At 73.5% G+C, this 23,704-nt stretch carries 20 protein-coding genes; 13 read left to right on the top strand and 7 right to left on the bottom strand.

The window, feature by feature from the left end; translation table 11 throughout:
- Positions 1-5: 5 nt before the first annotated feature.
- The gene (locus F563_RS0110965; protein ID WP_019014722.1) at positions 6-1,094 is read left to right on the top strand and encodes an ABC transporter ATP-binding protein; all 1,089 of its coding nucleotides are present in this window, start codon (positions 6-8) and stop codon (positions 1,092-1,094) included.
- Here the strand turns inward: F563_RS0110965 and F563_RS0110960 are convergent, their stop codons facing one another.
- On the bottom strand, positions 1,095-3,605 hold the full coding sequence (locus F563_RS0110960; RefSeq protein WP_019014721.1) for a response regulator: 2,511 nt from the start codon (positions 3,603-3,605) through the stop codon (positions 1,095-1,097).
- A 112-nt stretch (positions 3,606-3,717) separates the two neighbouring features.
- On the bottom strand, positions 3,718-4,608 hold the full coding sequence (locus F563_RS0110955; protein ID WP_019014720.1) for an NAD(P)-dependent oxidoreductase: 891 nt from the start codon (positions 4,606-4,608) through the stop codon (positions 3,718-3,720).
- Positions 4,609-4,742: 134 nt separating this feature from the next.
- On the opposite strand from F563_RS0110955, the gene F563_RS0110950 reads away from it, so the two are divergent.
- Entirely contained in the window at positions 4,743-5,894 is a 1,152-nt protein-coding gene (locus F563_RS0110950; RefSeq protein ID WP_019014719.1) for an alginate O-acetyltransferase AlgX-related protein, read from the top strand.
- Between the two features lie 17 nt (positions 5,895-5,911).
- Here F563_RS0110950 and F563_RS0110945 read toward each other — a convergent pair whose 3' ends face one another.
- Genes F563_RS0110945 through F563_RS0110935 form a run of 3 tightly spaced genes read right to left on the bottom strand, consistent with a single transcriptional unit; the run spans position 5,912 to position 7,483 of the window.
- Entirely contained in the window at positions 5,912-6,307 is a 396-nt protein-coding gene (locus F563_RS0110945) for a carboxymuconolactone decarboxylase family protein (protein WP_019014718.1), read from the bottom strand.
- A 55-nt stretch (positions 6,308-6,362) separates the two neighbouring features.
- The gene (locus F563_RS0110940) at positions 6,363-6,938 is read right to left on the bottom strand and encodes a thiamine pyrophosphate-dependent enzyme (protein ID WP_035575104.1); all 576 of its coding nucleotides are present in this window, start codon (positions 6,936-6,938) and stop codon (positions 6,363-6,365) included.
- 5 nt (positions 6,939-6,943) lie between these two features.
- The gene (locus F563_RS0110935) at positions 6,944-7,483 is read right to left on the bottom strand and encodes a thiamine pyrophosphate-binding protein (protein WP_019014716.1); all 540 of its coding nucleotides are present in this window, start codon (positions 7,481-7,483) and stop codon (positions 6,944-6,946) included.
- A 151-nt stretch (positions 7,484-7,634) separates the two neighbouring features.
- On the opposite strand from F563_RS0110935, the gene F563_RS0110930 reads away from it, so the two are divergent.
- Genes F563_RS0110930 through F563_RS24805 form a run of 3 tightly spaced genes read left to right on the top strand, consistent with a single transcriptional unit; the run spans position 7,635 to position 10,869 of the window.
- Positions 7,635-9,179, top strand: coding sequence for a hypothetical protein (locus F563_RS0110930; protein ID WP_026299502.1), 1,545 nt, complete (start codon positions 7,635-7,637; stop codon positions 9,177-9,179).
- Entirely contained in the window at positions 9,179-9,835 is a 657-nt protein-coding gene (locus F563_RS0110925; protein WP_019014715.1) for a hypothetical protein, read from the top strand. Before F563_RS0110930 ends, F563_RS0110925 begins: the two co-directional genes overlap by 1 nt.
- Positions 9,826-10,869 carry a peptidoglycan-binding protein gene (locus tag F563_RS24805; RefSeq protein WP_019014714.1) on the top strand — a complete coding sequence of 348 codons (1,044 nt, stop codon included), beginning with the start codon at positions 9,826-9,828 and terminating at the stop codon, positions 10,867-10,869. The genes F563_RS0110925 and F563_RS24805 overlap by 10 nt, the downstream gene beginning before the upstream one ends.
- Position 10,870: 1 nt before the next feature.
- Here the strand turns inward: F563_RS24805 and F563_RS0110915 are convergent, their stop codons facing one another.
- Entirely contained in the window at positions 10,871-11,893 is a 1,023-nt protein-coding gene (locus F563_RS0110915; protein WP_019014713.1) for an NAD(P)/FAD-dependent oxidoreductase, read from the bottom strand.
- A gap of 90 nt (positions 11,894-11,983) precedes the next feature.
- On the opposite strand from F563_RS0110915, the gene tsaE reads away from it, so the two are divergent.
- The 8 genes from tsaE to F563_RS0110875 all read left to right on the top strand — a co-directional run bounded on the left by tsaE (position 11,984) and on the right by F563_RS0110875 (position 22,731).
- A complete protein-coding gene (gene tsaE / locus F563_RS0110910; RefSeq protein ID WP_019014712.1) occupies positions 11,984-12,454 on the top strand; it encodes a tRNA (adenosine(37)-N6)-threonylcarbamoyltransferase complex ATPase subunit type 1 TsaE in 471 nt (156 codons plus the stop codon).
- Positions 12,451-13,434, top strand: coding sequence for an aminoglycoside phosphotransferase family protein (locus tag F563_RS0110905; protein WP_019014711.1), 984 nt, complete (start codon positions 12,451-12,453; stop codon positions 13,432-13,434). Before tsaE ends, F563_RS0110905 begins: the two co-directional genes overlap by 4 nt.
- Positions 13,431-14,168, top strand: coding sequence for a nucleotidyltransferase family protein (locus tag F563_RS0110900; protein WP_019014710.1), 738 nt, complete (start codon positions 13,431-13,433; stop codon positions 14,166-14,168). The genes F563_RS0110905 and F563_RS0110900 overlap by 4 nt, the downstream gene beginning before the upstream one ends.
- Positions 14,158-17,157 (top strand): double-strand break repair protein AddB, encoded by a 3,000-nt coding sequence (gene addB, locus F563_RS0110895; RefSeq protein ID WP_019014709.1) that lies wholly within the window; start codon positions 14,158-14,160, stop codon positions 17,155-17,157. Before F563_RS0110900 ends, addB begins: the two co-directional genes overlap by 11 nt.
- The gene (gene addA, locus F563_RS0110890) at positions 17,154-20,615 is read left to right on the top strand and encodes a double-strand break repair helicase AddA (RefSeq protein ID WP_019014708.1); all 3,462 of its coding nucleotides are present in this window, start codon (positions 17,154-17,156) and stop codon (positions 20,613-20,615) included. The genes addB and addA overlap by 4 nt, the downstream gene beginning before the upstream one ends.
- A 75-nt stretch (positions 20,616-20,690) precedes the next feature.
- On the top strand, positions 20,691-21,017 hold the full coding sequence (gene trxA, locus F563_RS0110885) for a thioredoxin TrxA (protein ID WP_019014707.1): 327 nt from the start codon (positions 20,691-20,693) through the stop codon (positions 21,015-21,017).
- Between the two features lie 86 nt (positions 21,018-21,103).
- Entirely contained in the window at positions 21,104-22,210 is a 1,107-nt protein-coding gene (locus tag F563_RS0110880) for a PQQ-dependent sugar dehydrogenase (RefSeq protein WP_019014706.1), read from the top strand.
- On the top strand, positions 22,207-22,731 hold the full coding sequence (locus F563_RS0110875; protein WP_019014705.1) for a cupin domain-containing protein: 525 nt from the start codon (positions 22,207-22,209) through the stop codon (positions 22,729-22,731). The genes F563_RS0110880 and F563_RS0110875 overlap by 4 nt, the downstream gene beginning before the upstream one ends.
- Here F563_RS0110875 and F563_RS0110870 read toward each other — a convergent pair.
- Complete coding sequence (locus F563_RS0110870; protein WP_019014704.1) at positions 22,718-23,659, bottom strand: bifunctional helix-turn-helix transcriptional regulator/GNAT family N-acetyltransferase; 942 nt, start codon at positions 23,657-23,659, stop codon at positions 22,718-22,720. The two genes, F563_RS0110875 and F563_RS0110870, sit on opposite strands and share 14 nt — an antisense overlap.
- Between the last annotated feature and the right edge of the window lie 45 nt (positions 23,660-23,704).

Here is a 23,704-nt window from a genome sequence, read left to right as displayed (position 1 = left end):
AGGCGATGGATGTCCGGCTCGAACGCCTCTCGAAATCCTTCGGCACGAACCTGGTGCTGAAGTCGCTCGACCTCACCTTCCCCGAACGCAAGTTCGTCACGCTGCTCGGCCCCTCGGGCTGCGGCAAGACCACGCTGCTCCGGCTGATCGCCGGGCTCGAACGCGCCTCGGAAGGCCAGATCTTCTTCGGTGAAAGGCGCGTCGACCACCTCACGCCGGGTGACCGCAACATCGCCATGGTGTTCCAGTCCTACGCGCTCTACCCGACCATGGATGTCGCGGCGAACATCGGCTACGGGCTGAAGGTGCGCGGCATTCCCCGACCGGAGCGGACCGAGAAGGTCGGCGTGGTCGCGCGCGTGCTGGAGATCGCGCACCTGCTCGCGCGCAAGCCCCGCGCACTCTCGGGCGGGCAGCGCCAGCGCGTCGCCCTCGGGCGGGCCATGGCGCGCAAGCCCGACATCTTCCTGATGGACGAGCCGCTCTCGAATCTCGACGCCAAGCTGCGCGCGACCATGCGGGGCGAGCTGAAGCGCTTCCATCTCGATCTGGAGACGACCTCGATCTACGTTACCCATGACCAGCTCGAGGCGATGACGATGTCGGACCTCGTCGCGGTGATGGATCAGGGGATCGTGCAGCAATACGCGACCCCGGAGGAGGTCTATGACCGCCCCGCCAACCTGTTCGTCGCGGGCTTCATCGGCAGCCCGCCGATGAACTTCGCGGAAGTGGAACTCGCGACCGAGGCGGATGCACCGGTGCTGCGGCTCGCCGGCCGCACGATCCCGGCCCCCGCGCAGTTCGACCTCACCGCCGCGCCGAACCGCCTCGTGCTCGGCATCCGGCCACAGGATGTGCGCATCGCCGCGGCCGGCGATCCGCGCGCGATCCCGGGCACGGTCTGGATGACCGAACTGATCGGCTCGGAGCGGCTGATCGAGGTCGAGATCGCGCCCAAGCTCCGCATCACCGCCGAGGTGAAGAGCGAGATCCGCGCCGAGCTGAACGCGCCGGCTGCGGTGGCGTTCGACGCGGCGAAGCTGCATCTGTTCGATCCGCAGACCGGACGCGCGCTGCCCCGGCGCGCCTGATCATCGCGACGCGGCGGTGGTCGCCGAAATGCCGGTCAGCCGCTCCAGCACCGCGAACAGCGCGTCCGGATCGACCGGCTTGGTCAGGAATCCATCCATCCCCGCACTCAGGCAGCGGTCGCGGTCGGAGGGCAGGGCAAAGGCGGTCACCGCGACGATCGGCACCAGCCCGGCCGCACCGCCAAGGGTGCGGATCGCCCGGGTGGCCGCGATGCCATCCATCACCGGCATCTGCACGTCCATCAGCACGACGTCGAACGGCCCGTCATGCTCGGCCGCGTGCACGGCGCGCGCGCCGTCCTCCGCGGTCGTGACGCGCCAGCCGGCACGTTCCAGCAGCCGCTGCAACAGGGTCCGGCTGACACTGTTGTCCTCTGCCACCAGCACGCGTCCCTGGCGCGGCAGCGCCGGCGCAGACCGGGCCTTGCCGCCGATGCACACCTCGAGCGCAGCCCGGATCGCCGCGCGGCTCGCGGGCAGCGCAAGCGTGGCATCGGCGCCGTCCGCCCGGTCCGACGCGCCGGCCAGCACGACGCCGCCGACGCCCAGCCGGCGCAGCCCCTGGGCGAGGGCCGCGTCTGCCGCCGCGTCACCCGAGGCCGCGAGAATCGCCGCGTCGTAAGGGCGGCGCGACGAGGCCGCGAGCCCGGCGAGCTGCAACGCCTCCTCGGCAGCGGCGGCGGCATCGGCGGCGATCCCATGACGGGCACAGGACGCGGCGAGCGCCTCGCGGCTCGCCGGGCGCGGCTCCGCGATCAGCACCCGGGCGGGAAACGGCGGCGGCCGAGGTGCCGCAGCCTGGCGCGGCAGCGGCAGCGAGACCGTCACGGTCGTGCCGCTGCCGGGCAGGCTCGCGAGCGTGAGCGTGCCCCGCATCAGCCCGACGAGGTCGCGCGCGATCGCGAGTCCAAGACCCGCGCCGGGCCGGCTGCGCGGCCGCGCCGGGTCGGCCTCGGCGAAGCGCTCGAACACGCTCGCCTGACGCGCCGGGGGAATGCCGGGGCCGGTATCGGCGACCACCATGCGCAGGTCCTCAACCCCGTCGATCCGCACGACGACCGATCCGGAAGCGGTATAGCGCACCGCGTTGGCGACCAGATTGGCGAGCACCTGGTGCACGCGGCCGGGGTCGCCGCGCCGCGGCTCGGTGGTCCCTTCGCCGAGCACCAGTGCAAGCTCGATCCTCTTCGCCCTGGCCTCCTCGGCGAAGGCCCCGACCACCATCTCGCCGAGCGCGGCCGGCTCGAACACGGCCTCCTTCAGAGTCAGCGTGCCGGTCTCGAGCTCGGCGGCATCGAGCAGCGCCTCGATCATCGCGGTCAGATCGCGCGCGCAGTCGCGCACCGTCTCGGCCTGCTCGCGCTGCTGGGCGGTGAGGCCGCTCTCCAGCAGCAACCGGTTCATCCCCAGCACACCGTTCAGCGGCGTGCGCAGCTCGTGGCTGATGCTGGCGAGGAAGTCGCTCTTCGCGCGGTTGGCGCGCTCGGCCTCGGTGCGCGCGGTGTCCAGCTCGGCCACCTTGGCGGCGAGGTCCTGGGCCTGACGCGCGATGATGGCGCGGGCCTCATCGGCGCCGGCGAGCGCGCGCGCCATCAGCACCGAAACCAGACCGAGTGTCAGGAACAGCCCTGTGGCGGCCGCGATCTCGGCGCGCGAGGCCTCCCAGAACGCCGCATCGATGGCGCGCGGGTCGATGCCGACCGTGACGGCGGTGCCTAGAAAACCGGTGGGGATCGCCACGAGATCGCGTGTCACACCGTCGCTGTGCGGCACGGCGTTGATCCGGCCGGCGACACCCAGCCGCCCGTCGAGCACCGCGCGCGACACCTGCCCGCCGCCGATGTCCAGCTCGGGCTGGCTGATCAGCACCGAGCCGTCGGCACGCACCAGCCGCACCAAGGGCCGCCAGGGCAGCGCCACCGACCGGAACAGGTCGCGGAAGAACGCATCGTCCAGGGTCGCGACCGCGACACCGTCCAGCACACGCCAGCTCGGCCCCAGCCTTCGGCTCAGCACGAGCACGCGCCGCCCATCGTCCGGGTCGGCGATCGGTCCGGCGAGGTAGGGTCCGCCCGGGGCCGTGAGGTGGTGGCGGAAGAACGGCTCGTCGCGTACCGAGCGCGCCGGCACGCGCAGCTGCGAGGTGACCACCACCCGGCCCTCGGCATCGGCGATGAACACGGTGTTCAGCCAGGGAATGGTCTCGGCGAAATCGACCATCACGCGGCGGATGCCGGGGCGGTTCTGGCCCCACGGATCCCCCGCATCGAGCGTATCGAGCGTGAGCGCGGCGATGCGCAGGTTCTCGCCGACCTGCCGCGCCCAGGCGCGTGCAGCCTGCTCGGCCAGCCCGAACGCCTCGGCGCGCGCGCGATCACGCTGGTCGATGAGGGCGAAGCCGATGAAGGCGCCGAGCGCCACCTGAACGAGCACGAGCGCCGCGAGCAGGCCGGCCCGGCGCGGCGCGCGCGGCCTCGGGGAAGCGATCGGTGCCGGCTCCGGCGCGTCCATCGCTGCGATCGATCCGTCGTCTCCGCTCCCGCCCGACGCCCGGAGCGCAGCGAGGTTACGACAGATGCTGTCGCGGATGCACCCCAGGCCGGCGCAGGTCGCGGCCCCGCCGTCAGGCCTGCGGCAGGATCAACCGGGCGATCGCGGTGTGGTCGGCCGCCGCGCCGAGGTCGGCGGCGGCGGCGCGCCAGCGCCGCGCCATCTCCGCCGCGAGGGGTGCCTCCACGCCGATCGCCTCGGCGAGCGCGCCGGCAGTGGCGAGGTCCTTGGCCATCAGCCCGATCGAGAAGCCCGAGCCGAATCCGCCCGAGAGGATGTGCTGCTTCAGCTTCACCTCGGTCGCGTTGTTGCGCCCGGTCGAAGCGTTCAGCACATCGACCATCGTTGCGGCATCGAGCCCGAACCGCGCGCCCACGGCCACCGCCTCGATCGCCGCGACCAGGCCTGCCGCCGAGACATAGTTGTTGAGCGCCTTCATCGCGTGGCCCGCCCCGGGCGGGCCGCAGCGGAAGATGTGCTTGCCCATGGCCGCGAACAGGGCCTCGGCGCGGTCGATCGCCGCGCCCTCGCCGCCCGCCATGATGGCGAGCGTGCCGTCGATCGCGCGCGACACGCCGCCCGAGACCGGCGCGTCGATCAGCGCGATGCCGCGCGCGGCCAGCGCCGCGTGCAGGGCGCGCGTGCCGAGCGGGTCGGATGAGGACATGTCGATCACCAGGGTCTCCGCCGTCAGGGCGGCGACGACCGCCGGATCCTCCAGCGCGGCCCGCACCGCCTTGCCGTCCGGCAGCATGGTGATGACGGCGGCGGCATCGCGGCACGCTTCGGCGGCCGAGGCGCCGAGCGGAATCCCCGCCGCCGAGGCGGCGACGCGCGCCGGCGGGGCGAGGTCCCAGCCCCGCAGCGTGAAGCCGGCACCGATCAGCCGCGCGGCCATCGGCACGCCCATCTTGCCAAGGCCGATGAAGGCGATGGCGGCGGGCGGCGAGATCATGCCGGCCATGCGTCGAGTCCTCTCCCGGGGATGATCCTGCGCGACGGCTCCCGTCGCGCCGCGGCGGACGGTAGAGGAGCCCCGGCGGCGGCACAACGCCGGCCCGCGTTGACAGCACGACTGCGCTTGTCGAGGAGTCGGCCATGACCCCATCGCCACCAGGCCGGCTTCGGCGGCTTCTGCTCACCACCATCGCCATGATGCTGCCGCTCGTGGTGTTCGGCGCGGTGGCGGAGGTCGTGCTGCGCTTCCTGCCGGTCGCCACGGGGCTGCGCAGCCAGCCGGTGAACGCCGAGACACCGGTGTTCCGCTTCGCCGCCAATCGCGACTTCGTCTGGTCGGTCGGGCCCGATTTCGCGATCGTCAATCGCGGGCGCACCAACAACGCCGGGTATGTCAGCGACATCGACTACGCGCGCGACGACCCGCGACCCCTGCTGGCCGTGATCGGCGACTCCTATGTCGAGGCGTTGATGGTGCCGTGGGGCGAGACCCTTCAGGCGCGGCTCGGCCAAGCGGCGGCACCGGACGCGCGCGTCTACGCATTCGCCGCATCCGGCGCGCCGCTGTCGCAGTATCTCGTCTTCGCCGCCGCGGCCGTCCGCGACTATGGCGCGACGCATCTCGTGATCGTCGTGGTCGGCAACGACTTCGATGAGAGCCTGAGCACCTACAAGCACGGGCCGGGCTTTCACCTGTTCGTGCCGCGCGCGGACGGATCGCTCGAACTCACCCGCTTCGACTTCACGCCGAGCATGCTGCGCAGACTCGTCCAGCAATCTGCGCTCGCCCGCTACGTGATCTTCAACCTCCAGGGCAACCTGGCGGCGGCACGGCTGCGCGACATGCTGCTCGGCGTGGCACGGGCGAACGGCTATGTCGGCAATGTCCGCGCGACGGCCGAGCCCGAACGCATCCGCCTGTCCGAGGCCGCGATCGACCGCTTCCTCGCCCTGCTGCCGGAGATGACCGGGCTCGCGCCAAACCGCGTGCTGCTCGCGCTCGACGGCCGCAGGCCGGAGCTCTACACGCCCGACGGCGTCGCGGCGAGCGAGGGGGCGTATTTCGCCCTGATGCGGCGCAGCCTGATGGCCAAGGCCGCTGCGTCGGGGTTCGGCGTGCTCGACCTCGAACCGGTCTTCGCCGCGGAGCACCGGCGTACCGGCCACCGCTTCGAGTTCGAAACGGACGCGCATTGGAGCGGCGAGGGCCATCGCGTCGCCGCCGAGGCGGTGATGGCGAGCGACCTCTGGCGCGCGTTCCGGGCGAGCGGCCGCGCCGCCCCCCGGAACTGACATGCGCGCCGTTCTCGTCAGATTCCGCGCGCCTTGAACACCTCCTGCGCGACCTTGAACGCATCCAGGCTCGCTGGCACGCCGCAATACACGAACGCCTGGAGGCAGACCTCCTTGATCTCGTCCTTGGTGATGCCGTTCTCGAGCGCGCCGCCGATATGCAGGCGCAGCTCGTTCGGGCGGTTGAGCGCGATCAGCATCGCCATGTTGAGGAAGCTGCGCGTGCGCCGATCCAGCCCCGGGCGGTTCCAGATGATTCCCCAGCAATACTGGGTGGTGAACTCCTGGAACGCGGTCATGAAGTCGTCGGCCTTGGCGATCGAGGACTCGACGTAGTCCTTGCCGAGCACCGCCTTGCGGACCTCGAGCCCCTTGTCGAACAGCGTCTGGTTGAAGAACGGATCCTGCGGCATCGGCTTCTCCCGTGGTGTCGTGGCGCGTGGATGGTCGGGTCGCCGACCGGCCCGGTCAACCCGGCCCGAGGCCAAGCGCTGCGCGGAACCGGGTCGCGAGATAGGCGCCATCGCGCGCCGGCAGCGCCTTGGGCGTGGGCTCGGCGCCGATGATCGCGCGCACCAGCCCCGGCCCCGCGGGCTTCGCAAGCCGCCCGCGCAGCGCCGCGATCGCGCCCATGTCGCGCACGGTCTCGGCCCACGCGAAGCCGCACGCCTCGGCGACGCGCGGCAGGTCGGTGCCGAGGCTGGTGTGGCTCTTCTGCATCCCGGTCTCGCCGAAATGCCCGTTGTCGAGCACCACGATCATCAGGTTTGCCGGCTTCTGCGCGCCGATGGTGGCGAGTGCGCCGAGCCCCATCAGCGCCTCGCCGTCCCCGGTGAGCACCAGGACCGGCCGGTCCGGCTGCGCCAGCGCAAGCCCGAGGCCGATCATCGCCGCCCCGCCCATCGCGCCCCAGAGATAGAAATTGGCGTCGTGGTCGCCCGCGGCGAAAAGGTCGTAGGCCGGCGTGCCGAGCCCGGCCACCACCAGCAGCCCGGCCGGCCGATCGGCCAGCAGCGAACGCACGGCCTCGCGCCGTTCCAGCATCGCGCTCACTTCCACACCTTCCGCCCGATCAGCCGCTGCGAGAGCAGCACCGCCACCGCCTGCGACGCGCCATAGGCGAGGGAAGCCGCGGCATCGACGGTCTCGGCCGCGTCCTCGGCCCGATCCACCCGCTGCACCGCCACCCCCATCGCCTCCAGCACGGTCTCGGTGGCCCGGCTCATTGGCACCTGCCACGGATTGAACTCGGCCCACTCGCCGCGCATCGTCACGAGCGTCAGGAACGGCGCGCCGCAGTTGCGGATCAGGCTCAGCATGTTGATGCAGTTGCCGACGCCGGAGGACTGCATCAGCAGCACCGCGCGTGCGCCGCCCAGCCAAGCGCCGACGCAGCCCGCCACCCCCTCCTCCTCGGTGGTCAACGGCACCGCGCGCATCTTGGGGTGCGCATGGGCGCGCGCGATCAGGGTCGCGTGGCCGGCATCCGGCACGTAGTGCACCTGGCTGACGCCGGCGCCTTCGAGCGCGGCGAACACCTCGTCCTTCCAGGCGGCCGAGGCGGTGTCGGCCGGGACTGCGTGATCCAAGGCGGGTCCTCCCTGCGAGGTGGGCAGCATCGCCGCGCGCGCGGCCTCTGCCAACCCGGGGCGGCGATCGTCATGGACTGATTAGGTATTTTATCCTATAAGGACTGAAGTCCGACGCGGCCCTCCCCGCCCCGCCCGGAACGGAGCCGTCATGCCCGACCGCCTGCTCGCCCCGACCCTCCTGCTCCTCCTGTCCTCCCCCGCCCTTGCCCAGCAGGTGATCGTCGGCGGCACCGCTGCCGCGGCGCCCGAGACCGCCTGGATCGTCGGCGGCGGGATCGGGCTCGTGCTCGCCCTGCTCGCCACGCTGATCATCCTGCTGCACCGCTCGATCCGCCGCTCGGCCGAATGGTGCGGCGAGCCCCTGCCGGGCGCCAGCGCCGCCGACATCCAGGAGGCGCGGCTCAAGGCCTTCGCGCTGGTCCAGGGCATGCCGCTCGGCGTGCCGGAGGGGACGGTGCGCGCCTGCATCGGCCTGTTCATCATCATCCTCGGCGTGGCGGCGATCGTGTTCCAGCGCCAGCTCGGCCTCGGCACGACCGGCGAGCTCGCCGGGCTGCTCGGCACCGTGCTCGGCTTCTATTTCGGCACCCGATCGACCTCCGGCGACCGCGAGGCCGCGCGCGAGGCGACCCGCACCGCCGCCGAGAAGACCGCCGAGGCCGCGTCCGCCCGCCAGCGCGCCGACGCGGCGCTCGCGCGGGAGGGCGAGATCCGCGCCGAGGCCGCGCGCACGGTCGAGACGGCCTCGCAGGCCCGCGCCGCGCTCGCCAATGCCGAGCGGATCGCCGCGAACGCGCGCACCATCGCCGAGGTGGTCGCCTCGGTGGCCCCCGACCTTCCCCTCGCGCGTACGGCAGCGCGCGTCACCACGCTCGCCGACAGCGCGCTCGCCGTGGTCAGGAGCACCGCTTCGGGCACAGTGGATACGGCGGCGGTCGCCGAGGCGGCGAGCCGCGCCTCGTCGCTGGTCGCCGAGATCAGCGGCAATGATCCGCTGGCGAAGCTGATCTCCACCGCCGCGGGCGGACTCTCGGGCGCACTCAAGGGTGCGACCGGCCTGGTCGCGACGCTCGGCGGTCCGATCGGGCTGGCGGGCGCCGTGCTCATGGGCGCGGTGGGTGCGTTCCGCATCGGCACGGAGCATTATCGCCGCTGGGTCGCGCGCGTGCTCGACCGGCCCTACGGGCTCGATCTCTATCCGGAAGGACTCTCGGACGCGGCCATGGCGCTCGCCGCACTGGAGGTCGCGCCGATCTTCCGCCGCGTCTATGGCCCGACGATCACCGAGCCGCGCGACCTTGCCGCCGCGCGCGCCCTGCTCGCCGCCGCGCTCAGCCCCGAGGCGGCATCGCTCATCCCCGAGGGCAGCGGCGCGCTTCGCCCCGTGCCGATCGGCGATGGGTCAGGCTTCGCGACCACGATCGAGCTCGAGGAAGGCATCCACCAGTTCCGCCGCGCGGTGCTGGAGCGCATCCTCGACCAGACCGACAGCGCCCCTGTCACCGTGCCTCTGCCGACCGGGCCGATCGCCGTGCCGCAGGCGGCACTGCGCGCAGCGGTCGATGCCGCGCGCGAGGACCCGGGCGGGGCGGCCGCCCTCGACCAGCTCGCCATGGCCGGCGCGCAGCTCGCGCGCGAACCGGGCGTGGACATCGCCGATTCGCTCGCCCGCGCCGCCAAGGAAACGACCTGATGCGCCCCGCCCTCGCCCTCGCCCTGCTGCTGGCCGCCTGCGGCACCGCGCGCGACCTCGACCGGCTGAAGGACCTGAACGCGGCCGGCGATCTCGCCGCGATCGCCGCGACCGCGGTCGAGTGCACCGGCCCTGACGATGCCGCCTGCCTGCAGGCGCGCGAGATCAAGGCGAATGCCTGCCTGCGTCTCGGCACGGCCGCGCTCGCCCCGGGCTCGGGCCGCGCGACGGACGCGCCCGCGCATTTCGACTGCGCGATCGCGAATTATCGCGTCGCCCTGATCGCCGGTCCGCAGCCGATTCCGGCCGCCGATCGTTCGCGTCTCGCCGCGGGGTACCTGCTGGCGCTGCGCGAGCGGCGCGACCAGGCGCGCAGCGCCGCCGAGGCGATCCCGCTGAACGGCGCGCTCGCCGAGGAGGCGGCGCGCACCCGCGCGGCCGTGCCGGGCTCCGCGCTCGGCTTCTACTACGGCGCCTCGGCGGCCTATGCGCGCGCGGCACTCGGCCCGGAGACCGCGCTCGCGCGCTGCCCGCCGCTCGGCGAGGCGCATCTGCTGCTGGCGCGCGCGCCCGCGCCGGATGCCGGGCTTGCCCCCGCCCTCGCCGCGCTCGCGCGCGCGGTTGCCGTCGACCGTCGGAGATTCGCATGCGCCTGAACCGTTTCGTCGGCACGCCACGCTACGAGCGCGTGCTGCGCCTGACCCTGCCCTATATGCGCGGCAGCGACGTGCGCGCGGTGCAGGCGCGCCTGATCGAACGCGATCCGGAATTCGCGCGCCTGCTCGGCACCGCGGACGGCCTGTTCGGCCCCGCGACCGAACGCGCCGTGATCGCGTTCCAGCGTCGCCACCGCGACCGCTACGGTCTCGCGGTGGACGGTGTCGTCGGACCGATGACCTGGGGAGCGCTGTTCGCGCCCTCCGAGACCGACGACGACGAGGTGAAGCACATCGCCGCGCTGACCGCGCATGCCGCTTCCACTGCTTCGGTGCTGCGCGATGCCCTGCCGCAGATCACCCGGCCGCATCGCGTGTTCGCCGACAGCGTCGCCTGGGCGCTCACACCCGACGGCGTCGCGATCGACGGCGCGGCCCCGCGCGGCACGCCGGGCGAGCCGCGCACCATTCGCGCGCTGCTCGACCATGGCACGGTCGGGCCGGCGATCCTGCGCGTCGCGGCCGAGGAGGACGTGCCGGTGGAACTCGTGCTCGCGACCATCGCCACCGAATCCGCCGGCGGGCGGCGCACGGTCGAGGAGGCGATCGGCGCGCGGCGGGAGGAGCCCGGCTTCGTGTCCGACGAGGCGACGCCGCACCGCGTCTCGGTCGGGCTCACCCAGACGCTGATCTCGACCGCGCGCGAGGTGATGCGCGATCCGACGATCGGCGATGCCTGGCTGCGCGTGCCCGAGAACGCGATCCGCGCCGGGGTGGGCTACATCCGTCGTCAGGCGCCGCGCACGCGGCTCGACCCGCCCGTGGTCGCCTGCGCCTACAACGCCGGCGATGTCTACTACCAGGGAGGCCCTGCCAATCGCTGGAAGATGCGCCAGTACCCGATCGGCACCGGCGCGCACGCGGATCGTTTCGTCGCCTTCTTCAACGACGCGATGCGCGTGATCCGGAGCGAGCGTGTCGAACCGCGCGGCGCCCCGGCCTTCGCCCTGCTGCTGGAGCGCGTGCCCGCCTGAGTTACGCCGCGATCCCCTGCACCCCCTTGGTGGTGCTGTACTCGAAATGCAGCGCCTGGTCGGGGAACACGCGCGGATGGATCGCGTGCGCGGCCATCGCCGCCTCGCTGAACCCCTGGAGGATCAGCTTCAGCTTGCCCGGATAGGTGGCGATATCGCCGATCGCGAATACGCCCGGGACGTTGGTCGCGCAGGTCGCGGGGTCGATGCGGATGTGGTTACGATCCAGGTTCAGCCCCCACCCGGCGATCGGGCCCAACTCCATGGCGAGACCGAAGAAGCAGAGCAGCGCATCGGCCGGCAGCCTTCGCGTCTCGCCCTTCAGCGTCGCGACCTCCACCGCCGCGAGCGCACCGTCGGTGCCGTGCAGTCCGTGCAGCTGGTACGGCACCACAAGCTCCAGCTTGCCCTCGGCCGCCAGCGCCTCCATGCGCGCGACGCTCTCGGGGGCGGCGCGGAACTTGGGCCGCCGATGCACCACCTGCACCGATGAGGCCACCTCGGCGAGGCTAATGGCCCAGTCGACCGCAGAGTCGCCCCCGCCCGCGATCACCACGCGCCTGCCGCGGAAGTCCTCGCGCCGCTGCACCGCGTAGAACACCGACCGCCCCTCATACGCAGCGATCCCTTCGAGCGGCGGGCGGTTCGGCCCGAACGCGCCGGCGCCGGCGGCAATCACCACCGCCTTGGCGATGATCTCCTCGCCCGCCGAGGTGCCGAGCCGCAGCCTTCCGTCCGGCTCATGCGCGAGACTCACCACCTGCCGGCCGAGCCGGTAGTCCGGACGGAACGGCGCCGCCTGCGCGATCAGCGCCTCGATCAGCCCGGCCGCGCTGATGGCAGGGTGGGCGGGGATGTCGTAGATCGGCTTCTCGGGGTAGAGCGCGATGCACTGCCCGCCGATCGCATCGAGCGCATCCACGACCACGCAGCGCATCCTGAGCATGCCGCATTCGAACACCTGGAACAGGCCCACCGGCCCCGCCCCCACGATGCACACATCGGTCTCGGTCGGCCCGGCCATCCTCGTCTCCTGCGTCACGGCCTGCCATAGATACGCCCCGTCACCCGTCGCGCAAGCGCGCCCGGGCTGGCACAGTGCGCCGGCGGTGCCATGACCGTGACCGAGTCGCGCATACTCGCCCTGTCCGACGAGGCCGCGACCGCGCGCCTCGCGCTCGCGGTCGTGCGGTGCGTCCGGCCGGGTGACGTGATCCTGCTCGCCGGCCCCTACGGCGCCGGCAAGACCGCCTTCGCGCGCGCCTTCCTGCGTGCCGCCACGGGCGACCCCGACCTGATCGTGCCGAGCCCGTCCTTCACCCTGGTGCAGACCTATGCGCTGCCGGATGGCGTCGAGGTCTGGCACTACGACCTTTGGCGCGTCGGGGGCACGGAGGAACTCGCCGAGCTGGGCTGGGACGAGGCGCGCGCGGGCATCGCGCTGGTCGAGTGGCCGGAGCGGCTCGGCGCTCTGACACCGCCGGATGCCCTGACGATCGCGCTCGCGCCTGTGCCGGGCGCGCCGAACGCGCGCGTCGCGACGCTGAGCGGCTGGCCCGACCGGCTCGCCGAGCTTGCGCCATGACGCCGGAGGATTTCCTCGCCGCCCACGGCTTCGGCACCGCCGAGCGCATCCCCCTGCCGGCGGATGCATCCTTCCGCCGCTACGAGCGACTGATCGGCGGGCCGCGTCCTGCGCTGCTGATGCTCTGTCCGCCGTATCGCGAACCGATCGAGCCCTATCTGCGCATCGCCGCGCATCTGCGCGGGCTCGGGCTGTCGGCGCCGCAGGTGTTCTTCGCCGACGAGACGGCGGGACTGGCGCTGATCGAGGATCTCGGCGCGGACACCTTCACCGCCCTGCTCGCGCGCGGGGAGGAGGAGACCGCGCTCTACGTGCTCGCGGCGGAGGCGCTGGCGCATCTGCATCGCCATCCGCCACCCCCCTTCCTGCCGCGCTGGGACGTCGAGGCGATGGCCCAGGCGGCCGCGGCGACGCTGTTCGACTGGTGGTGGCCCGCCACGTTCGGATCTGCGCCGGACGCGGGCGTGCGCACCGCCTTCGCCGAGGCCGCGCGCGCCACACTCGCCCCCTTCGCCGACGACCCGCCGGTGCTGGTGCATCGCGACTTCCACGTGGACAATCTGCTGCGGCTCGACCGTCCCGGCCCGGCCACCTGCGGGTTGCTCGACTTCCAGGATGCCGGCGCCGGCCACCCGGCCTATGACGTGATGAGCCTGCTCGAGGATGCCCGCCGCGACATCGACCCTGCCGTGCGACGCGCCGCCCTCGCGCGCTATCTCGACGCCGCGCGCGTGAGTGACCGCGCGCGCTTCCTCGGCGCTTTCGCCGCGCATGGCGCGCTGCGTCATGCGCGTGTGGCCGCGCTCTGGACCCGGCTCGCGCGGCGCGACGGCAAGCGCCACTACCTGCGCCACGCGCCGCGCACCTGGCGCCTGCTCGACCGTGCTCTCGCCCATCCGGCCTGCGCGCCGCTCGCCGCCTGGTTCGACGATCACATTCCGCGCGAGTTGCGCCGCGCGCCCGAGGAGCACGCGGCATGAGCCTCGTGCCGAAACGCGGGATGGTGCTGGCCGCCGGGCTCGCCACGCGCATGCGCCCGCTCACCGACACCACCGCGAAGCCGCTGCTGCACGTCGCCGGGCGGAGCCTGCTCGACCGCGCGCTCGACCATCTGGCGGAGGCCGGCGTGGAGCGCGTGGTCGTCAATACCCACTGGCACGCGGACGCCGTGCGCGCAGCCCTGGCCACGCGCGACCGGCCGGAAGTGATCGAGAGCCACGAGGAGACGCTGCTGGAAACGGGCGGCGGCGTGGTGCGGGCACTCCCCCATCTCGGCGACGATCCGTTCTATGTCATCAACGGTGACGCCTTCTGGCTCGACGGCGCACGGCCCGCGCTCGCCCGCCTCGCCGATGCCTTCGATCCCGACGCGACCGACGCGGTGCTGCTGGTGCATCGCGCCTCGCACCTGCCCTTCTACGCCGGGCGCGGCGATTTCGCGGTCGATCCCTGGGGACGTGTGCGCAGGCCGAAGGAGAAGGAGATCGTGCCCTATCTCTATGCCGGTGTGCAGCTCGTCTCGCCCGCGCTGTTCGCCGATGCGCCGGAGGGTCCGTTCAGCACCAACATCCTCTGGAACCGCGCGATCGCGGCGGACCGGCTGCGCGCGGTGGTGCATGACGGCATCTGGCTGCATCTCTCCACGCCCGAGGATCTGACCGAGGCCGAGGAGACGCTGCGCGGGCGCGCTTCCGTCTTCGCCTATGCCCGCTGACGCGCTCGCGGCTCCAACCCCGCGCGTCTTCACGATCGCGCCCGACCGGCCGTTCCTCGACGATCTCGCGGTCGGGATCCTGGCGCTCGCGGACGACGACCCTTTGGCGCTCGCGCGTGTCACCGTCCTGCTGCCGACGCGGCGCGCGGGGCGCGGGCTCGCCGATGCGATGCTGCGGCTGACCGGCGGGCGGCCCGCGCTCCTGCCGCGCATCCACCCGATCGGCGACCTGCCGGACGAGGCGCTGGCCCTCTCGGGCGCGCTCGATGCCCCTCCCGCGGTCTCGCCGCTCGCGCGCCGCGCGGCGCTCGCGCGTCTGGTCGCCGCCTTCGAGCCTGAGTTGCCGCTCGACCGTGCCTGGCGACTCGCCGAGGAGCTCGGCGCGCTGTTCGACGAGATGGCAACCGAGGATGTCGATCCGGCGAAGCTGCGCACGCTCGTCCCCGAGCGCTTCGCCGAACACTGGCAGCGCACGCTCAGGTTCCTCGACATCGTCACCGGCGCCTGGCCGGACGAGCTGCGCAATCGCGGCGAAAGCGACCCGGCCGAGCGGCGCGTGCATCTGCTGCGTGCGCAGGCCGAAGCCTGGCGCACGCACCCACCGGACGCCCCGGTGATCGCCGCGGGCAGCACCGGCTCGATCCCCGCGGTCGCGGAGCTGCTCGGCGTGATCGCGGGCCTGCCCAAGGGCGCAGTGGTGCTGCCTGGGCTGGATCAGCGCCTTCCGGATGCGCTGTGGGACCGGCTGCCGGATACCCATCCGCAGGCGGGGCTGGCGCGGCTGCTGCGCGGGCTCGCGATCCCGCGCGAGGCCGTGCGTGCGTGGCCCGCCCGTGCCGAGGCCCCACCGATCCCCGACCGTGCCGATCTCGCCGCCGCGGTCATGGCCCCGCCCGAGGGGCTGGAGGCGTGGCGGCGGCGCGACCCGGATCGCTGGCGCGCGGCGGTGGTCGGGCTAGCGCGCGTCGATGCCGCCGATCCGCACGAGGAGGCGATGGTCGCGGCCCTCGCGGTGCGCCGCGCACTGGAGACGCCGGGGCGCACGGCGGCGGTGGTCACGCCCGACCGGTTCCTCGCCCGCCGCATCGCGACCGAGCTCGGCAGGTTCGGCGTGCGCGCGGACGACTCTGGTGGCGAGCCATTGACCAACACGCCCGCCGGCACCTTCATCCGCCTGCTCGCCGTTGCAGTCGCCGAGCATCTCGCGCCGGTGCCGCTGCTCGCACTTTTGAAGCATCCGCTCGCCGCCGCGGGCGAGCCGCCGTCGCGCTTCCGGCTCGACGCCCGCGCGCTGGAGCGCACCGCGCTGCGCGGGCCGCGCCCTGCCCCGGGGCTCGACGGGCTCGCCGCCGCGATCGAGTCCGCGCGCGGCTTCCCGCCACGCGGGGCCGATTTCGACGCCGCGACACGCTGCCTCGGCCGTATCCGGCCGATCCTGGCGCCCGTGCTTGAGCTCGCCGGACAGCGCTCCGTTCCGCTCGGGGAACTCCTCGAAGCGCATCTCCGCGCGGCCGAGCGTCTCGCCGACACACCCGACACGCCCGGCCCGCTCAGGCTCTGGGCGCGCGAGGACGGCGAGGCGCTGGCGCGCCATCTCGCCGAGCTCGCCTTCGCGGTCGAGACCCTGCCGCCGGTGGCGCCGCGCCAGTTCCCCGCGCTGCTCGAACCGATGCTGGAAGGTCCCGTGGTGCGGCTCCGCCGGGTCGAGGCCGAGCATCCGCGCGTGGCGATCCTCGGCGCGCTGGAGGCGCGGCTGCAACGCGCCGATCTCATCGTGCTCGCCGGACTGAACGAGGGCACATGGCCGGCCGTTGCCGAGCCGGGCCCGTGGCTGTCGCGGCCGATGCGCGAGGACATGGGGCTGCCCTCGCCCGAGCGGCGCATCGGCCAGGCCGCGCACGACGTCGTGCAACTGCTCTGCACCGGCGCCGAGGTGCTGCTGACGCGCAGCCGCCGCGCGGAAGGCGCGCCCACCGTGCCGTCGCGCTGGCTCTCGCGGCTCGCGGCATTCCTGCATGGCCAGTTCGGTGACGAGGCGGAGCGGCTGATCCGCCCGCCCGACGACTTCGCCGCGATCGCGCGCGTGCTCGACGATCCGGGACCGCCGCTGCCGGTGGCGCGCCCGGCGCCGCGCCCGCCGGTCGTCGCGCGGCCGCGCCGGCTCTCGGTCACCGAGATCGCGACCTGGATCGCCGACCCGTACGCGCTCTACGCACGCCGCGTGCTCGGAATCGAGCCGCTCGAACCGCTCGACGACGAGGCGGATGCCGGCGATTTCGGCGACATCGTGCATGGCGGCATCGCCGACGTGCTGCGCGCGACAGGGCTCGCCTGGCCCGCGCCCGATCATGCCGAGCGGATGCTGACCGAGGCGTTGCTGCGGCGGCTCGATCGGCGCGGCGCACGCCCGGCGCAGGCGGCGTTGTGGCGACCGCGGCTCGCGCGCATCGCGCGGTTCGTCGCCCAGACCGAGGCGACGCGACGGGCCAATGCGCCGCTGCGCGCCCTGTTCGCCGAGGTGAAGACCGAGCACGTGATCGGCGGGCTGCCCGGCGGAGCGTTCACGCTGGTGGCGAAGGCGGATCGGATCGAGCAGCGCGACGGCCGGCTCGCGGTGCTCGACTACAAGACCGGCACCGTACCGACCGACAAGCAGGTGACATCGGGCACGCAGCCGCAGCTCACCCTGGAGGCCGCCCTTGCCGCACGCGGCGCATTCAAGGGCATTCCGGCCCTGCCGCCGGGCGAGCTCGCCTACTGGCATCTCTCCGGTGGGTTCAGTCCGGGCGAGATCGAACCGCGCTGCGCCGGCGAGGAGGAGGCCGTGGCCGAAGCGGCCTGGAATGGCCTGCTTCGCCGCCTGCACGCCTTCGACGATCCGGCCACGCCCTACATGGCGCGGCCGCATCCGCGGCTTCAGCTGTTCCGCTCGCCCTACGCGGTGCTCGCGCGCGTGGACGAGTGGTCGGCGGGGCTCGGCGGCGAATGAGCGCGCCCACCCCCGAGCAGCGGCGCGCGGCCGATCCGCGCGCCTCGTCCTGGGTCTCGGCGTCGGCGGGCTCGGGCAAGACGCGGCTGCTGGTCGATCGCGTGCTGCGCTTGATGCTTGCCGGGAACGATCCGGCGCACATCCTCTGCCTGACCTTCACCCGCGCGGCGGCCGCCGAGATGGCGACACGCCTGCAGGCGCGGCTCGGCGACTGGGCGACGCTGCCGGACGAGGCGCTCGATGCCGAGATCGCCGACCTCACGGACGCGCGCCCCGACGCGGCGACGCGCGAGCGCGCCCGCGCCCTGTTCGCGCGCGTGCTCGACCTGCCGGGCGGGATGAAGATCGCGACCATCCACGCCTTCTGCCAGGGCCTGTTGCGCCGCTTCCCGCTGGAGGCGCGTATCCCGCCGCAATTCGCCCTCGTCGAGGAGGCCGAGGCGCAGGGGCTGCTCGAACAGGCGCGCGAGTCCGCGCTCGCCGAGGCGCCGCTGACCGCGTCGGGCGAACAGGCGGTCGCGCGGCTCGCGGCGCTGACCGATCCCGGGCGGCTCGGCGAGGCGATCCGCGCCGTGCTGCCCGCGCGCGGCCGGCCCGGCCTCGCCGCCAGCGGCAACAGCCCCGACGGTGTCGCCGCGGCCCAGCGTCGCGTGCTCGGGCTCGATCTCGACGATACGGAAGACTCCGTGCTCGCGGATGCCTGCGAGCCGCCCGACCCGGCGGCGCTTGCGCGGCTCGCCGAGGCGTGGATCGGCGCGAACGGGGGACAGGTGGAGAGCGGTCACGCCTTGCGCGCCTGGCTCGCCGCCGATCCTGCCGCGCGCAAGGCGCAGTGGGACGACTACCGCGCGCTGTTCCTGACGGCCACCGGCACCGCGCGTGCCGAGAAGACCGTTGCGCCGAAGAAAGTGCAGTCCCTCTGCGCCGACGCCTACGCGATCGCCTCTGCCGAGGCCGAGCGCGTGATCGCGATCGAGCGGCGTCTGCGCGCGGTGCGGCTCGCCGAGGCCTCGGCCGCGCTGGCGCGCATCGGCCTGCCGGTGATCGAGCGCTACCGCGACTCCAAGGAGGCGCGCGCGGCCCTCGACTACGACGACCTGATCGCGGCCGCGCGCCGCCTGCTGGAGACCGACGGCGCGGTGGAGTGGGTGCACTACAAGCTGGATGCGGGCCTCGATCACGTGCTGCTCGACGAGGCGCAGGACACGAACCCGGACCAGTGGGCGGTCGTCGGCGCGCTGACCGAGGAGTTCTTCACCGGGCTCGGCGCGCGGCCGGGGCCGCGCACCATGTTCGCGGTCGGCGACGACAAGCAGTCGATCTACGGCTTCCAGGGCGCCGATCCGCAGGCCTTCGTGGACTGGAAGGCCATCTTCGAGCGCCGCGCCCACGATGCACGCGCGGGCTGGCGGCCGGAGAGCCTGACGCTGTCGTTCCGCTCGGTCGCGCCGGTGCTGGCCCTCACCGATGCGGTGTTCGCGGGCGATGCCGGGCGCGGCGTCTCGCTCGCCGGCGAGACGATCGCGCATCGCGCCGCGCGCGAAGGTCATGCGGGGTCGGTCGAGCTCTGGCCGCTCGTCTCGGGCGCGGATGCGCCCCAGCCGGAGGCCTGGGAACCGGTGACCGAGGCGATCGAACTGCCCGATCCGGCGCAGCGCCTCGCGGTCGCGATCGCGCGGCGCATCAAGTCCTGGATCGGCCGCGAGGACCTGCCGGCGCGCGCGCGTCGGATCCGTGCCGGCGACGTGATGATCCTGGTGCGCCGCCGCGATGCCTTCGTCGCGAAACTCGTGCGCGAGCTGAAGCGCGAGCAGGTGCCCGTTTCGGGTCTGGATCGGCTGACCCTGGCCGAGAGCCTGCCGGTGCAGGACATCCTCGCCCTCTGCCGCGCCGCCGTGCAGCCGGAGGACGATCTCGCGCTCGCCGAGGTGCTGCGCGGGCCGTTCTGCGACGTCGATGAGGACAGCCTGTTCGCGCTCGCGCGCGACCGCGACGATGTCGCGCGGCTGCGCCCCTCCACGCTGTGGTCGGCGCTGCGCGACCGTCGCGCCGAGCGGCGCGAATGGGAAGCGGCCGCATCGCTGATCGAGGAGATCGCCGCGCGCGCCGACTACGACCGGCCCTACGACGTGCTCGCGCATCTGCTCGGCGAACGGCGCGGGCGCTGGCGGCTCCGGCGCCGGCTCGGCCCCGATGCGGCCGATCCGATCGAGGAGCTGCTCGCCCAGGCGCTGCACTACGAGCAGTTGGCGCCCCCCAGCATGCAGGGCTTCATCCACTGGATCGAGCGCAGCGGGCTGGAGGTGAAGCGCGAGCAGGAGGGCGCGGGCGACGCCGTGCGCGTCATGACCGTGCACGCGGCCAAGGGCTTGCAGGCGCCGATCGTGATCCTGCCCGACACGGTGCGCGAGCCGCGCGTGCAGGAGACCGTGCTCTGGGCCGACGATACGGTGCCGGACCGTCCGCACGTGCCGCTCTGGGCGCCGCGGTCGGCGCTGCGCGATCCCGTGTTCGACGATCTGCTCACCGCCGAGCGCGCGCGCCAGGACGCCGAGCACCGGCGCCTGCTCTATGTGGCCCTCACGCGGGCCGAGGACCGGCTGATCGTCTGCGGCTGGTACGGCAAGCAGGGGCCGAGCAACGGCTGCTGGTACCGGCTGGTCGAGGCGGGGTTCCGTGCGCTCCCCGGCGCCGGGCCCTTCGCCTTCGACAGCCGCGCCTGGGCCGGCGAGGCGGGCTGGACCGGCGAGGGCTGGCGGCTGGAGGCGCCGCAGGCGCGCGATCCCGCCCCCGACCGGCGCGAGGCCGAGGCCCCGGCGCCGGTCCGTCCGCCGCTCTGGGCCGAGACCCCGGCCCCCGCCGAGGCGCCCGCGCCGCGCCCGATCCGCCCCTCGCGCGAGGACGGCGAGGAGTCGCCCGCTGCCCCTCCCGTCGCCGCCGGCGACCGCTCCGGGCGGCGCTTCCGGCGCGGCATCATCATCCACGCCCTGCTCCAGCACCTGCCCGATCTGCCGCAAGCCGATCGGCTGCCAGCAGCGCGCCGGTTCCTCGCCGGGCAGGAGGTCACGCCCGAGGAGGCCAAGGCGATCGCGGCCGAGACGCTCGCGATCCTCGACGACCCAGCCTTCGCGCCGCTGTTCACCCCCGGCAGCCTGGCCGAGGCGCCGATCATCGGCCGGATCGGCGCCCGCACGGTGAACGGCACGGTCGATCGGCTCGCGGTCACCGATGCCGCCGTGCTGGTCGCCGACTACAAGACGAACCGCCCGCCGCCCGAGCGGGTGGAGGACGTGGCCCGGCTCTATCTGCGCCAGATGGCGGCCTATCGCGCCGTGCTGCGCGACATCTTCCCCGGCCGGACCGTGCGCTGCGCGCTGGTCTGGACCTACGCCGCCCGGCTGATGCCCCTGCCCGATGCGGTGCTGGATACCCACGCGCCCGATGCAGGGGAGGGCTGAGCGGTCCACCCGCTTGGACGGCCGGCGCCGCGTCACGATATGCTCGCCAGTCGTTCAACTCTCGGGAGCCAGCGCATGAGCGCGAACACCAAGTCCGTCTCCGACCAGAGCTTCGAGACCGACGTGCTGCAGGCCCAGGGTCCGGTGCTCGTGGATTTCTGGGCCGAGTGGTGCGGCCCCTGCAAGGCGATCGCGCCGGCGCTCGAGGAGATCGCGAAGTCCTACGAGGGCAAGCTCACGGTGGCCAAGGTGAACATCGACGAGAACCCGGTCACGCCGAACCGCTTCGCCGTGCGCGGCATCCCGACGCTGATGCTGTTCAAGGGCGGCCAGGCGATCGCCACCAAGGTCGGCGCGGACAGCAAGAGCAACCTCACCGCCTGGGTCGAGCAGAACATCTGACCCGCTGACAGGGGCGCGAGCGGGGGTTTTCCCGCTCCGCCCGCACCGCCACCTCCCGCTCGGTCCATTCATCGGGGAGGTGTTCCATGAAGCCCCTGCTATTCGCCGCCGCCGGCCTGATGCTGGCGGGTCCGCTCGCCGCGCAGGAGGTGGTGCGCACCGAGCGCGCCGCGTTCCGTGTCACGCCGGTGGCACAAGGGCTCGACCACCCCTGGGGCCTCGCCTTCCTGCCGAACGGGCGGATGCTGGTGACCGAACGGCCCGGCCGCGTGCGTCTGGTCGGCCCGGACGGCACCCTCTCCGACCCGCTCGCCGGCCTGCCCGAGACCGTGGCGCGCGGCCAGGGCGGCATGCTCGACGTGATCCTGCACCCCGATTTCGCGCGGAACGGCCTCGTCTATCTCTGCCAGGTGCAGCAGGGCGAGGGCGGGTTCTCCTCGGCGCTGGTGCGCGCGCGCTTCGCCGAGACGCGGTTCGAGGATGTCCGCACCCTGTTCGCCGCCGAGCCGCGCGCGACCAGCGGCCAGCATTTCGGCTGCCGCCTCGCCTTCGGGCCGGATGGGATGATCTACATGGGGCTCGGCGATCGCGGCCGGATGGAGCGGTCGCAGGACCTCGCCGACCACAACGGCTCGCTGCTGCGGCTGACACCGGATGGCCAGGTGCCGCCCGACAACCCGTTCGTCAGCCGCAATGACGCGCGGCCCGAGATCTGGTCCTGGGGCCACCGCAACATCCAGGGGCTCGCGGTGCGGCCGGGCACGGATCAGATCTGGCTGCACGAGCACGGACCGCAGGGCGGCGACGAGGTGAACCTGATCAAGCGCGGCGCGAATTACGGCTGGCCGCGCGCCACCCATGGCGTGCACTACGGCGGCGCGCAGATCACGCCGCACACCTCGCTGCCCGGGATGGAAGACCTGGTGCATGTCTGGACGCCTTCGATCGCGCCCTCGGGGCTCGCGTTCTACGACGGCGACGCCTTCCCCGGCTGGCGCGGCAACATGCTGGTCGGCGCGCTGCGCGGCCGCCACGTCGCGCGGCTGACGCTGGAGGGCGACCGGGTGGTGGCCGAGGAGCGCATCCCCACCTTCGGCGAGCGCATCCGCGATGTGCGCGTCGGGCCGGACGGGCGGGTCTATCTGCTGACCGACAGCAGCCGCGGCGCGATCTGGCGGCTCGACCCGGCATGACGGCGCGGGTCGAGCCCCTTCTGTTCGCCGCCCCCTCGGGCGGTGTGCCGAACAACCCCGACCTGCCGCTGCTCGTGTATCGCGGCGTGCTGGCGGAGGCGGAGCGGTCGGTGGCCGGCTTGCGCGCGCTCGCCGGCGCGCGCGGCTGGCACGGGTTCTGGCAGGGCGGAGTCTATCCGTTCCACCACTTCCATGCCGATGCGCACGAGGCGCTGGGGGTGGTGTCGGGCCGGGCGCGGGTGCAGTTCGGCGGCGAGGGCGGGGCGAAGGTCGAGCTCGCGGCCGGCGATGCGGTGCTGATCCCCGCCGGGGTCGGGCACTGCGCGCTCTGGGGCAGTGCGGATTTCGCGTGTGTCGGCTTCTACCCGCCCGGCGCGGAGCCGGATCTCGCGCGCGACGAGACCCCTCCTGCCGATGCCGCCCTGCGCGTGGCCGCCGTGCCGCTGCCCGCCACCGACCCGCTGTTCGGCGAGGACGGGCCGCTGGTCCGCGCCTGGCGCGCGCGGGTCATTCCGGCGTGAGCGCGCGCTCCCAGGTCTCGGAGATCAGGTCCTTGCCGAAGCTGGTGTGGGGCTCGCGCGCGGTGCAGACGAAGCCGGCGGCCTCGTAGATCCGCCGCGCCGCCACCAGCACGTCATTGGTCCAGAGCGTCATGCGCGCATAGCCGGCGCCGCGCGCGAAGCCGATCGCGTGCTCGACCAGACGCCGGCCGATGCCCAGGCCGCGCGCCTCGGGCTCGACCAGCAGCAGGCGCAGCTTGGCGGTGCGCGCGTCCTGACGCACGACGAACACCGACCCGACCGGCACGCCGTCGCGTTCGGCGATCCAGCCGCCCTCGCGCGCGGGGTCATGGGCGCGCAGGAACGCGGCGACGATCTCGGCGACCAGCGCCTCGAACTCGGCGTTCCAGCCGTACTCCTGCGCATAGAGCCGGCCATGGCTCTCGACCACCCAGCCGCCATCGCCGGGGCCGAGCGGGCGGATCAGCCAGGGCGCGGGCGCGTCGCGGTCGAGCAGGGCCTCGACGGTGCGCATCGCCGCGACCAGCCGGCGGCGGGCGGCGTCCGGCAGGCGCGCAAGCAGGCCGCGCACCTGGCCGCGCGAGGCGGCATCCAGCACGGCGAATTCCTGCCGCCCCGCCTCGGTCAGCCGCAGCGTGGCGCGCCGCCCGTCCTCGGGCACAGGCTCGCGGGCGAGCAGCCCGTCGGTCTCGAAGCGGCGCAGGATGCGGCTGAGATAGCCGGCGTCGAGCCCGAGCCGGCGGGCCAAGTCGGCCGCGCCGAGGTCCGGCGCCTGGGCGAGCTCGTAGAGCACCCGCGCCTCGGTGAGCGGATAGGGGCTGTCGAGCAGCCCCTCGCGCAGCACGCCGAGATGCCGGGTGTAGAAGCGGGTGAAGCGGCGGAAAGCGGCGATCTGGCGGTCGAGCGGGGTGTCGACGGAGTCATCCATGGGGCGCCCCCAAGCCTAGCAAGCAGATCGTTGACTTGGGCAAGT

The organism is Elioraea tepidiphila DSM 17972 (assembly GCF_000378465.1).
Lineage (GTDB): Bacteria > Pseudomonadota > Alphaproteobacteria > Acetobacterales > Acetobacteraceae > Elioraea > Elioraea tepidiphila.
The sequence above is the reverse complement of the archived record's forward strand: the minus strand, read 5'-3'. Positions and strand labels throughout refer to the sequence as shown.